Source organism: Hymenobacter crusticola (assembly GCF_002154225.1).
Lineage (GTDB): Bacteria > Bacteroidota > Bacteroidia > Cytophagales > Hymenobacteraceae > Hymenobacter > Hymenobacter crusticola.
On the sequence record NZ_MTSE01000011.1, the window covers coordinates 77,742 to 90,654 of the forward strand.

At 59.1% G+C, this 12,913-nt stretch carries 7 protein-coding genes; 4 read left to right on the top strand and 3 right to left on the bottom strand.

The window, feature by feature from the left end; translation table 11 throughout:
• Positions 1-31: 31 nt before the first annotated feature.
• Genes BXP70_RS18810 through BXP70_RS18820 form a run of 3 tightly spaced genes read right to left on the bottom strand, consistent with a single transcriptional unit; the run spans position 32 to position 2,564 of the window.
• Complete coding sequence (locus tag BXP70_RS18810) at positions 32-631, bottom strand: class I SAM-dependent DNA methyltransferase (protein ID WP_086595661.1); 600 nt, start codon at positions 629-631, stop codon at positions 32-34.
• Positions 632-634: 3 nt separating this feature from the next.
• Entirely contained in the window at positions 635-1,345 is a 711-nt protein-coding gene (locus tag BXP70_RS18815) for a PIG-L deacetylase family protein (RefSeq protein ID WP_086595735.1), read from the bottom strand.
• 46 nt (positions 1,346-1,391) lie between these two features.
• Complete coding sequence (locus BXP70_RS18820; RefSeq protein ID WP_086595662.1) at positions 1,392-2,564, bottom strand: acyl-CoA dehydrogenase family protein; 1,173 nt, start codon at positions 2,562-2,564, stop codon at positions 1,392-1,394.
• 234 nt (positions 2,565-2,798) lie between these two features.
• Here BXP70_RS18820 and BXP70_RS18825 point away from each other — a divergent pair, with 234 nt between their 5' ends.
• From BXP70_RS18825 to BXP70_RS18840, 4 genes are all read left to right on the top strand, one after another.
• On the top strand, positions 2,799-5,588 hold the full coding sequence (locus BXP70_RS18825) for a substrate-binding domain-containing protein (protein WP_086595663.1): 2,790 nt from the start codon (positions 2,799-2,801) through the stop codon (positions 5,586-5,588).
• An 832-nt stretch (positions 5,589-6,420) separates the two neighbouring features.
• A complete protein-coding gene (locus BXP70_RS18830) occupies positions 6,421-9,597 on the top strand; it encodes a SusC/RagA family TonB-linked outer membrane protein (RefSeq protein ID WP_086595664.1) in 3,177 nt (1,058 codons plus the stop codon).
• A 21-nt stretch (positions 9,598-9,618) separates the two neighbouring features.
• Positions 9,619-11,340, top strand: a complete 1,722-nt coding sequence (locus BXP70_RS18835; protein ID WP_086595665.1) for a RagB/SusD family nutrient uptake outer membrane protein — start codon at positions 9,619-9,621, stop codon at positions 11,338-11,340.
• A 225-nt stretch (positions 11,341-11,565) separates the two neighbouring features.
• Positions 11,566-12,903: a sugar porter family MFS transporter gene (locus BXP70_RS18840; protein ID WP_086595666.1), complete on the top strand. Its 1,338-nt coding sequence runs from the start codon at positions 11,566-11,568 to the stop codon at positions 12,901-12,903.
• The last annotated feature ends 10 nt before the right edge of the window (positions 12,904-12,913 follow it).

A 12,913-nucleotide genomic window follows, 5' to 3' on the forward strand; every position in this document is an offset into this window, starting at 1 on the left:
GGCCGTTGCGTATCGGCAAGAGAATAAAGAGCTAGCGTTTTTCTAGCAAATCGAGGCGGTACTGCTCGTGCCGCTCGCCGTGCAGGTGGTGCAGGGGGCCATCGGCCGCAGCTCGGCTCAGAAAGAACTCGTGCACTTCGTCGCCGGTCAAGGGATAATCGTGCACTTCGGGGGTCCAGTGCACCAGCAGCAGGTGGGCGCCGGGCACCATCCGTTCCAGCAGCCCATCCGCCACCCGGCCTAGGTCGGGGAGATTCCAATAGTACCCTACTTCCGACAGCACCACCAAATCGAAGTCGTGTTGGGTGGGGAACTCCTGGGGCAAGAACATCTGCTGAAACGTGACTTGTGGCAAGTGGGCGCACCTAGCTTTGGCCCGCGCCAGCGGCTCTAGGGCTACATCAATCGCCAGGAGGTGCGTGCAACGAGCCGCTAGCTTTTCGGTGAGCACCCCGAGCGAGCAGCCCACCTCAAAGGCCTGGGCGTAGCTAGGGCGGGGCAACGCGGCCAGCGTGGTAGCATATTTTGCGTGCTCGTAAGGGCTCGTTTCAAACTGCCACGGATCGGCGTTGGCTTGGTATACTTGCTCGAAATAGTTGGGTGGCAGCGTGTTCGGTTGGTTCTGGTTCATCGCTTAGGTGGTAGCAGTGGTGAGAGGCAGCGCTTCCAGATACACTTCGTAGGGGCGGGCGAAGTGCACTAGCATCTGCGGGGCGAGCTGAAAGCCTGCGGGGTCGTCGTCGATAACGCCCTCGATCTGGGAACGGTGCGCGGCAATGGCTTGCTGCTTTTGGGCAGTAACAGCGCTGATATCAAGGCGCCAGCCGGTCACTTCGTCGAGGCGGGGCAAATCAGCGGGGGCAGCGCGTTCCCAGGCCCACACCAGGTACTCCAGCACCCGCGGCGGGTTCGGGAGCCTAGCTACTGCCGCGTGCACCAGCCGGCTCGTGGTGCGGTGGTCGGGGTGCGGGTCGCGGCGCCACGGCACCACAATGGTCGCCGGCTTCCACTCGGTCAGATACCTAACCAAGCTAGCTACTGCGGCCTCCACTGCCTCCGGACCTAGGTTTGATGTAGCCCCGTCGGGCAAGCGCAGGAGCAAGCTAGCCGTCGGCTCAACCCCTAGGATACGCAAGGCGTCAGCAAACTCGGCTTCTCGCAGGGCACGGCGGGCGGCGGGCGGAAACTTCTGCGAGTTGGGGTGCGACATGGTGCCGTCGGTGACGAGTACGGCCGCCACGGGCACCTGCGCCGCGCGCAGCAACGCCATAAGTCCCCCGCACCCCAACGACTCATCATCGGGGTGGGGCGCAATAACGACGGTGCGCCCCAATGAGTTGGCCATCGTTGCGGGCTGAATTGGCAACGTGTCTAAGGGTAAAATCGTCGATTCATGCATGCCACAAAGTGTGCGCCGGGTTGGAGGCGTTGGCCAACACAAACCGACCCGCGTCGGCGAGGGCGGCATCGGGAGCGGGCTGGCGCAGGTAGTGCGTCAGGTCGCGGTGCAGGCGCTCGAAGGGCTCGGGGCGCAACAGGCCGCGGGCCCCCACGCAGCGCTCGGCCAGCTGGAGCGTTTGCAGGCAGATTCCCTCAATGGCGGTGCGTACCATATTGGCGTAAGCTACCGTGGCCTCTGCCTCTGTATCGGCGCCAGGCCGGGTAGCGTGCGTGGCCGCGCCGTGCAGCCACTGATTACCGCTTTCGATGAGCACCGCTAGCTCGCCGAGGCGCATACGCTGATAAGGGTCTTCGGTGCGACCCGTTTTACTTAAGAAATGGCGCGTTTCGTTGAAAACAGCCTCAGCGCCGCCCAGCTGCACGGCCGCAAATCGGATAGCCCCGCCACTAAAACCAGGCTGCTGGTAGTAGTCGCCGGGTTGGCCCAACAAGTCATCGACACCTAGCTCCAGGCCCGTAAAATCAGCACGGAAGCTAGCAGAAGCGCGCATCCCGAGGGGGCGCCAAAACGACTTGTCGAGCGCAGGAACTTGCTGATCGGCGGGCAGAATGAGCATCTGCCAGCCCCCGTCGGGCAGCGCCGCCGTGAGCAGGGGCCGTGTGACGTAGCCCGAGCCCGAGGCAAACGTTTTGCTGCCGCGCAGCCGATAGCGGCCATCGGGCAGCGGCTCTAGGTGCACGCCGTCGTGGGCCTCGGTGTTCCACACTCCAAACAAGTGCCCAGCAGCGGCATCAGCGGCCCAGCCAGCAACCTGCGCCGGAAGCCCAAATCGTTGCAGCAGTTGCAGGGCGTTGACGTGGCCTTCGTACACCCGCCCAACAGCTAGGTTGCCGCGGCCGATGTGTTTCAGGGTTTTTAGTTGCGCTTCTAGCTGCGCAGCCGCCGATACCTGAGAATCAGCCCACTGCGCTTGCAGGGGTGCGCTCAGCAAACCCGCTTCGCGCAGCCAGTCGATTTCGTCGGCGGGGAAGCCGCCCTCGTAGTCGGACTGGGCAGCGTGCGCCGCTAGGCGCGGCGCGAGGTCAGCGGCCGCTTGTTCGGGTGGTTGGCCAGTAGATAACGGCGGAGCAGGTGTTTGTTCGAGGGCAGTAGAAGACAGCATACCCCCCTTTAACCTGCACAGTGCGCCAGTTGTTGCTGGTTATGGGTAACTCGGCGGTACAGGATTATGATTTCAGAACCCATTAGCTAGCTGACCCTAGCTTTAGGCGAGCCCTCGGGCGGGAGGATAATGTCGGCTGGCTTGCTTACTTTCGTTGGTCGCACTGCCGCCAGCTGATAAGGAATCTGGCGGTAACGTGCGGTCTGCTTCCCCGCCTCTTCTTTCCTCCGTGCTATGAAAACAGTTGCTGCCATTTGGGAGAGCAAGCTTTTCTTCCTGACGCAGTGCATCTGGTTGCTGGTGCTGGCAGGAGTTGGCGCGTGTACTTCCTCCGCTCCGCCCCGGCACTACCGCATTGGCTTTTCGCAGTGCACCAACGGCGACGCCTGGCGCCAGGCCATGCTAGCGGGCATGACCAAGGAGCTCAGCTTCTACCCGGAGGTCAACTTTGAGATTAAGGATGCGAAGTACAGCAGCGCCTTGCAGGAGCAACAGATCAAGGAGTTTCTAAAGGAAGGCATTGATCTGCTGATCGTTTCGGCTAATGAAACCGAGCCGGTGACGCCCATCGTGGAGGAAGTGTATAACCGCGGCATTCCGGTGGTTATCCTCGACCGCCGCACCACTTCTAAACTCTATACGGCCTACGTGGGCGGCAATAATGAGGAAGTAGGCCAAACGGCTGGGAACTACGCGGCTAGCTTGCTGGGGCAGAAAGGCGAAATACTGGAAGTGCTCGGCGCGCCCGGCAGTTCGCCGGCTATCGACCGGCACCGCGGGTTTGTGCAAGCCCTAGCCGCCTATCCGAACCTGAAGCTAACGGCCCAAGTCAACAGCAACTGGGAACGGCCTTCGGTGCTGGAGCGGCTGCCCGCCGTGCTGCGCGCTCACCCCACCATTGACCTGATCTTTGCCCACAACGACCGCCTCGCCCTGGGCGCCTACCAAGTGTGCAAGCAGCTAGGGCTGGACCACCGCGTTAAGATTGTGGGGGTCGATGGCTTGCCCGGTGCCCACGGTGGCATTCAGCTCGTGCAAGATGGCATCCTGAAGGCCACGCTGCTTTACTCAACGGGCGGCGAGGAAGCTATCCGGGTGGCCATGAAAATCTTGCGTAAACAGCCCTACGACAAGGAAAACACGCTCAGCACCATGGTCATCGACTCGACCAACGTGCTGACGATAAAGCTGCAAACCGAAAAGCTAGCCAGCCAGCAGCAGGATATCCAGCGGCAGCAGCGCTTGCTGCAGGCCCAGCTCGCCACCTACACCAGCCAGCAAACGGTGCTCTATATCTTGGCGGCCGCGTTGCTGGGTGCGATGGTACTCGGGATAATTGTGTGGCGGGCGTTTCGCGTGAACCGCCGTATCACGCAGCAGCTCGCGCAGCAAAACCAGGAAATCCTTTCGCAGCGCAATCAGATTCAGGCCTTTGCCGACCGCGCCAAGGTGGAAACGGAAGCCAAGCTGCGCTTCTTCACCAATTTCTCGCACGAGCTGCGCACCCCGCTCACCCTCATCATGGGGCCGGTGGAAGAGCTGCTCACCAACGGCGCCGACCTCTCCGCTGCCCAGCGCCACGACCTAGCTTTGGTGCGCCGCAACACCCAGCGCCTGTTGCAGCTGGTAAATCAGCTCATGGATTTCCGCAAGATTGACGTGGGCAAAATGCCCGTGCGCGCCACCGAGGGCAACTTGGTGGCCTTCGTACGGGAGATTATGGACGTGTTTGAGAGGCCCGCCCGGCAGCGGGGCATCAACCTGCGGTTCTTGCCCGCCGAACCTAGCCTGCGCCTGTGGTTCGACGTGAATATCCTCGACAAAGTCTTTTTTAATCTGCTTTCTAACGCTCTGAAATTCACCCCTGAGCGCGGGCAAATCACCGTCAGTATTCAGCTGGTTCCTGGTGAGCGTAGCGTGCGGGTGAGCGTGGAGGACACCGGCTCCGGCATCAGCGAACAAGACCAGGCCCACATCTTCGAGTGGTTCTACCAAGGCAACCAAGAAGTAGCCAAAGGCTCGGGCATGGGCCTGGCCCTGGCTATGGGCTTGGTGCGCTTGCACCAGGGCGAACTAGCTTTCACCAGCCAGCCGGGCAAAGGCAGCACGTTCACCGTGACGCTGCCGCTGGAGTTGCCGGCCGAGCTGCGCAGCATCACCGCCCTGCCCGCCCCGACCTTCGCCCTCGCCGAAGAAATCAGCGCGCCACCGCTTCTTGAGGAAGTGGTCCCGGTGCTGAGCGCGGGCAAAGACAGCGAGGCGCTGGTGCTGGTTATTGAAGACAATGCTGAGGTAAATGCCTTCGTGGCGCAGAAGCTACGCACTCATTTTCAAGTTAAAACGGCCACCGACGGGGCGTCGGGCCTGCGCCTAGCCGCCGAAACTATCCCGGACCTGATTGTGTGCGACGTGATGCTGCCCGAAATCAGCGGCCTGGAAGTGGTGGCGCAACTCAAGGCTGACTGGCGCACTTCGCACATTCCGGTGGTGCTGCTCACGGCCCGCAACGCGCCCGAGCAGCAAGTAGAAGGCGTGCAAGCCGGCGCCGACCTCTACCTGACCAAGCCCTTCAACCCCACCTTCTTGCTCGAAAACCTACGCACCCTGCTCAACAACCGCGAGCGGCAGCGCGAGCATTTCCGCCGTGAACTGTCGGTCGATACGGCCACCGTGGCGCCCCAGCGCGTCGATCAAAAGTTCCTGGCCGACCTTACCGCCATCGTGGAGGCGAACCTAGCTACCTCCGAGCTGAGCGTGGAGGACGTCGCCCGCAGCCTCGGTATTTCGCGGGTGCAGCTCTACCGCAAAGTAAAAGCCCTGCTCGGCACCGGCGTCACGGAGTTTATTCAGGGCATCCGCCTCACGAAAGCTCGGCAGCAGCTGCTCGACACTGAGCTTACCATTGCCGAAGTGGCTTACCGCCTAGGCTTCTCCTCCCCCTCTTATTTCTCGGCGAGCTTCAAAGCCAAGTACCAAATCTCGCCCTCCGAGTTCCGGGCGCTTCATACCACGCCGAGTATATAGAAGTCGCCGGCCAGTCCGGTGCCGAGGGTGTCTGACCAGTTGTCGATACACAAGCCGCAAGAACAACTCGCGCCTGCCGGTCGGACGCCCTATGTTTCCGACCGGTTGTTGACGGCGAACGTCTGCAAAAGCTAGGTGCCCGTTCTTCGATAACCCTGACCGGGGCTTTAAGCTTTGTCAGGGTTGCAACGACCACACAAAGCTTGTTCTGGCGACAACCGGTCGGACGCCTAGGGAGTCCGACCGGTTGTCGCCAGGTTCTAACTGTCCATGTAACGATGTCCAGCCAGCCGGCTGCTAAGCGCTGTCGAACCCACTGTCTTTACTAGATCGGCTCCTCTCACTAGGCCTACGACTTTCGCGTCGTAGGCCTTTTGTCGTTCTCAGCCGAGCTGTGTGCCTGGGCTCGCCTTAGGTCGTCTGACGCCTTTGGCACTCTGCACATATTCTATATAAGATAATTGGTGAATCATTTTTTATAGTGGCGTATCATTATTGATAACTACTGTAGCAATAAATTCTACAAACCATTCAACAATACATTGAATTACAAGCAATTATATAAACTATCCAGCTTGTTCAATTTCTTATAGCATTTGAATTAATCGAGCTAGCCTACCGAGGTGCTTTCCGCTCAACTTTGAGCCATGAATCAGCTGCACCTGCTCTGCTCCTCTCCTGCTTTTCGCTCGCTAGCCTCTTTACTACCTACTAGCTGCAATCGTTTTCGGGCGGCTGGTGCGGGTGCTTGCACCGGCCTTTTGAGCTAGCTCTACGGCGGGTACATATTCCCTGATACATCCATACCCTCACTTTCCTTTCTCCAATTCCCATGCAAAAAAGTGTACTCTTAGCGCGTCGGCTTTTGCTGCCAACGCTGCTAGCTACCACGCCCATATTAGTGGCCGCGCATCCTGCCGAGGCACGAGCTGCGCTGACAAACGCTGGTACTGCAAACGATTTCTGGGCTGATATTAAAGTGACTGGCCAGGTCACGGACGAGAAGGGCGCGGGCCTACCGGGGGTAACAGTTGTGGTGAAGGGCACCACCAACGGCGCCTCCACCGACGGCGACGGCAAATTCACCTTGACGATGGCCGACAATGCCACGCTAGTGGTTTCCTCCGTGGGTTACCTGAGCCAAGAAGTAGCCGTGGCGGGGCGCACCACCATCACCGTTTCGCTGGCTCCCGACACGAAAGCACTAGACGAAGTAGTCGTGACCGGCTACCAAACCCAGCGCAAAGCCGACCTGACTGGTTCCGTGGCCGTGGTCGATGTGAACCAGATCAAAGACATGCCGGCGGCTAACCCCGTCAGCAACTTGCAAGGCCGGGTGCCGGGTGTAAGTATCACTAATACCGGCTCACCTGCCAGCACCCCTACAGTTCGCATCCGCGGTATTGGTACCCTCGGCAACAACGATCCGCTCTACGTCATCGACGGCATCCCGACGCGGGAGGGCATCAACCAGATCAACCAGAACGACATCGAGTCGATTCAGGTGCTAAAGGACGCTTCGGCGGCCAGCATCTACGGCTCGCGGGCTGGTAACGGCGTGATTATCATCACGACGAAGAAAGCCAAGAAGGGCTTCAGCCGGGTTGATTTCTCGACGTTCTTCACCGCGCAAAAGCCCGGCAAGAACCTGAAAATGCTGAACACCCAAGACTACGGCCGGGTGTATTGGCAGGCAGCGGTGAATGATGGCAACCTCAACCCGACCAGTCAGTTCTACTCCTTCCAGCAACGCCTAGGTCCCGACGGACGGCCCGTGCTCGATCAAGTCGTTGTCCCGGAATTTATAGATGCGGCCAAAACTCAGCGCTCTGCTGATACTGACTGGTTCAAGGAAACGCAGCAAACGGCCCTGATCCAGTCCTACAACCTCAGCCTGAGCAACGGCGGTGAGCGGGGTAGCATGTTGCTGTCAGTCAACTACTACGACAACGTAGGCACGCTGAAATACACGGGCTTCAACCGTATCACGGCCCGCCTCAACTCCGACTATAACTTCTTCAACAACAAGCTGAAAATCGGCGAAAACTTCACGCTGGTGAAGTCTCGGCAGTCGGAAGTAGCCATTGATTTCGTGCGCGACCGGTCGAGCCAGCTGCCGTCTATCGTGCCGGTGCACACCGTGGACGGCGTGGGCTGGGGCGGCCCCGTGGCGGGCATGAGCGACCGGGACAACCCATTACGGGTGCTGAACGACAACAAGCAAAACCGCTCCAACACCGGCCGGGCCTTCGGTAACGTGTTTGCCGACCTGGAATTGATCAAAGGCTTGCACTTGCGCAGCAGCTTCGGCATCGACTACTCGCTGTTCAAGTACCGCAACATCTACAAAACCTACACCTCGGGCTTCCTCTCGGAGGCCAATAACCGCCTGACGGAAACCAATAGCTTCTACGGTAACTGGGTGTTGCAGAACACCTTGAACTACGACCTAACCCTAGGCACCAAGCACCAGCTGAGCTTCCTGGCCGGCAACGAGCGCATCAGCTACTACTCCGAAAGCTCCTACGCCTCGCGCACCAACTTCGCCAGCGAAGACCCCAACTACATGTACCTCGATGCCGGCGCGGCCAACAAGGACAATGGCGGTTCCGCCACGGCGTACAAGCTGGCGTCCCTCTTCGGCAAAGTCAACTACTCCTTCGCGGACAAATACCTGATATCGGGAACGTTGCGCCGCGACGGTTCCTCCCGCTTCGGGGCCGATAACCGCTTTGGGGTGTTCCCGGCCGTGTCGGCTGGCTGGCGCTTGAGCGAGGAAAACTTCTTGAAGACGACTGTGCCCGCCGTTACGGACTTCAAGCTTCGCGCTGGCTGGGGACAGACTGGTAACCAAGAGATTAACAACTTCGCCTCGCGTGGCCTGTATCAGTCGCTGCTCGGTACGCTCGACCCGAACTTCAACTACGACCAGGGCACGGCCTACGACATTTACGGCAACGACACCGGCTTGCCTTCCGGCTACCGCCGCATTCAGCAGCCCAACCCCAACCTGAAGTGGGAAACTACAACCCAGACCAACTTAGGTGCGGATTTCGGCTTCCTCCAGAACAAGATTACGGGCTCGGTTGATTACTTCGTGAAGAACTCCAAGGACATCTTGGTGAACCTGCCCTACCTAGGTGCGGTGGGCGAAGGCGGCGACAAGTACGTGAACGGCGCTTCGATTCAAAACAAAGGCTGGGAATTCCTGCTGAGCTACCAGAACGAGCTGAGCAACAAGTTTGCCTACAACATCACGGGCAACATTTCCACCTACCGCAACAAGCTCACCTACCTGCCCGATGAGGTAATTAACGCCTACGGCGGCAACGGTCAGGACGTCACGCGCTTAGGCCACTCGATCAACGCCGTGTACGGCTACGTAGCCGATGGTATCTACCAGAATGAAGGCGAAGTAGCTAGCCACGCCACGCAAGTGGGCGCCGCCCCTGGCCGCATCCGCTACAAGGACCTGAACGGCGACGGCAAAGTCGACAACTTCGACCAAACCTGGATTACGGAAGGCGTGCCGAACTTCACCTACGGCCTGAACCTAGGTGCCAGCTACAAAGGCTTTGACCTGCAAGTATTTCTGCAAGGCGTGCAGGGCCTGGATGTGTACAACAACGTCAAGTTCCGCACCGACTTCGCCTCCATTGCCTCGGGCGAAAACTGGGGCCAGCGCACCCTCGACGCCTGGTCGCCGACCAACACTAGCTCCTCTATTCCGGCCGTCACGCTCATCAACAGCAACAACGAAGCCCGCGCCTCCAGCTACTTCGTCGAGAACGGCTCTTACCTGAAGCTGCGCAACATTCAACTCGGCTACACGCTGCCCACCGATCTGATTGGGAAAGCCAAGCTTCAAGCCGTGCGGATCTACGTGCAGGGACAGAACCTGTTCACCGCCAAGAGCAAGTCGTTCAGCGGCCCCGACCCTGAGCTGACCAACTATTACCAGTACCCCATTCCGGTCATTTTCACCACGGGCCTCAACGTTTCCTTCTAATTCCCAGCTAGCCTAACTCCCATGAAAACGATAAAAACCGGCGTGCTGGCGCTTTCGCTCCTAACGCTTTCCTTCGGTTGCTCTGATAAGAAATTCCTGGAGGTGGACCCCAAAGGCAGCCTCACGAATGAGGACCTGAACACGCCTGCCAACATTGATAAACAAGTAATTGCGGCTTATTCGCAGCTCGGCAACGACGTCTACACGGCTCCTTACACGTCGATGTGGCCCTACGGAAACGTGCGCGGCGGCGACGCCTACAAGGGCGGCAACGGCACGGCCGACGTAGATGCCTTCCACTTCTACGAAACCTTCTCCTTCAACCGCGTCGACATCGGCAATACGGACCAGGTGTGGTTCCTGCTCTTCATCGGGATTTCCCGCGCCAACGATGCCCTGCGCCGCCTCGATGCCGTGAACGAAACGGCCATGCCGACGAAAGTCATTCGGCAGGCGGAAGCCCGCTTCCTCCGCGGACACTTTTACTTCTTGCTGAAGGAGCTATTTAAGCAAGTCCCTTACATCGACGAAACAGTGCCCACCGACCAGTACAACACTGTTTCGAACGTGGCCCTGACCAGCGACCAGCTGTGGGATAAGATTGCCGATGACTTCCGCTTCGGGGTTGCCAACCTGCCCGCTACGCAGCCCGAAATCGGCCGCGCTACGAAGTCGGCGGCGCAGGCGTACCTAGCCAAGACGCTGCTGTTCCAAGCCTACAAGCAGAGCGACAACAACACTGTGACGGGCACCGACCCAGCCAAGCTCCAAGAGGTGGTGACGCTCACGGATGCGGTTATTGCCTCGGGCAAGTACTCGCTGCACCCCGATTTTGCCACCAACTTCCTCACCGCCGGCGACAATGGTGTGGAATCGGTGTTCGCCATTCAGTTCTCGCGCAACGATGGTACGCCCAAGGGCCGCACCGACCGCGGCAACCAGCTGAACTACCCCATGAACCCCGAGTACGGCTGCTGCGGCTTCCACCAACCCAGCCAGAACCTGGTCAACTCCTTCAAGACCGATGCCCAGGGCCTGCCGCTGTTCACCACCTTCAACAACTCCGACCTGAGCGCCGCCGCTGATTTCCAGACGAATACCGTCGATCCGCGCCTCGACCACTCGGTGGGCATCCCCGCGCACCCCTACAAGTACGACCCCGCGTTCATCTTCCAAACCTCGTGGCTGCGCGACCGGAACACCTACGGCGTGTTCATGTCGATGAAGGAAAACGTGCTGCCCTCCGACCCTAGCTTCCAGAAGACGCCCCCTTTCATGAGCACCTCAAAGAACTGGACGATCATCCGCTTCGCTGATGTGCTGCTGTGGAAGGCCGAAGCGCTCATTGAGCTAGGTCGCCAGAACGAGGCGCTGCCTATCATCAACCAGATTCGGCAGCGTGCCCAGAACAGTACGGCCCGCCTGAAAACCACCAGTGGCCAACCTATTTCCAACTACAAAATCGGCCTCTACAACGCCGGGCAGTGGAACCAACAGTACGCCCGCGAAGCCCTGCGCTTCGAGCGCCGCCTAGAGTTTGCCCTGGAAGGCTACCGCTTCTTCGACCTAGTGCGCTGGGGCATCGCTGGCGACTACCTGAACACCTATTTCGACAAAGAAAAAGTGAAGCGCCCACACCTCAAAGACGCCCGCTTCACTAAAGGCCGCGACGAGTACCTCCCCATCCCGCTGAACCAAATCAACTTCAGCAAAGGCGTTTACAAGCAGAACCCTGGGTGGTAAATCTCTTACGTTCAGCTGCTAATAGCTACTCAAATCAGAAAGCTAGGGTATAAAACCTAGCTCCCCTCCTCAGCTGAGGAGGGGGTTGGGGGTGGTTGAAAGGCTAGAGCTATCAACCTAGCGCTACTTGTCGTTCAACGATTGATCAACCACCCCCAGCCCCTCCTCAGTTGAGGAGGGGAGCTAGCCTAGCTTCCAAAGCAATACTTCAGATTTCCTTTTACAATGAAAAACCGCAACGTCTTCTTCTGGTCTATCGTCGTCGCGCTGGGCGGCTTCTTGTTTGGCTTCGACACGGCCGTTATTTCCGGGGCCGAGAAAGCCATTCAGCAGCTCTGGGGCCTGAGTTTGCTGGAGCACGGTTTTACCATTGCCGTTGCGCTGATCGGGACGGTGTTTGGCGCCATGTTCGGCGGCATCCCCTCCGACAAGCTAGGTCGGCGGCAGACCCTGATCTGGATTGCCGTATTCTACTTGGTGTCGGCCCTGGGGGCCGCCTTTACGTCCAACTGGTACGCTTTCATGGCTTTCCGCTTCTTGGGCGGCCTGGGCGTGGGCGCTTCGTCGGTGACGGCGCCGGTGTATATTTCGGAAGTGGCACCCGCCGCCAACCGAGGACGCATGGTGGGCATGTTCCAGTTTAATGTGGTGTTCGGTATCCTCATTGCCTACCTCTCTAACTACTTGCTGGTCAATCTTGGTGACAATGCTTGGCGCTGGATGCTTGGCGTGCAAGCTGCGCCTGCCCTCGCTTTTTTCCTGCTCCTATTTAAAGTGCCCGAAAGCCCCCGTTGGCTCCTGAGCCAGGGCCGCGTGGAGGAAGGCCGCGACGTGCTGCGCCGTATCGACCCCACCACCGCCGACCAAGACGTGACGACCATCTTGACCTCCAACGCCAACGACAAAGCCGACGGCGGCGGCGAATCATTGCTGGCGGGCTCCTACCGCAAGCCCATGATGCTGGCCGTGCTGTTTGCGGTGTTCAACCAGGTGTCGGGCATCAACGCCATCATCTACTTCGCCCCGCGCATTTTTGAAATGACGGGCCTAGGTAAGGATTCGGCGCTGCTGTCGTCGGCGGGCGTGGGGTTAGTCAACCTGATCTTCACCATGCTGGGCGTCAACATCATCGATAAATTCGGGCGGCGCAAGCTCATGCTGGTGGGTTCCTTCGGGCTCATTGCTACCCTCGGTTTGGTGGCGCGGGCGTTCTATTTGAAGGAGTTTGGCGAGTTTGGCGGCATGCTGGTACCGGTGCTGCTGTTCGTGTACATTGGGTTCTTCGCCTTCTCGCAAGGTGCTGTTATCTGGGTGTTTATCTCCGAGATTTTCCCCAATGCCGTGCGCGCCAAGGGCCAAGCCCTCGGTTCTTCCACGCACTGGGTCATGGCCGCCATCATCACGTTTACCTTCCCCTACTTTGCCGAAAAGCTAGGTGGCGGCAACACCTTCGCCTTTTTCGGCGCCATGATGGTGCTTCAGCTGCTGTTCGTGTGGCGCATCATGCCCGAAACAAAAGGCACCAGCTTAGAGCAATTAGAAAAAACCTTGGTTATTCACTAAGAAAAATCAC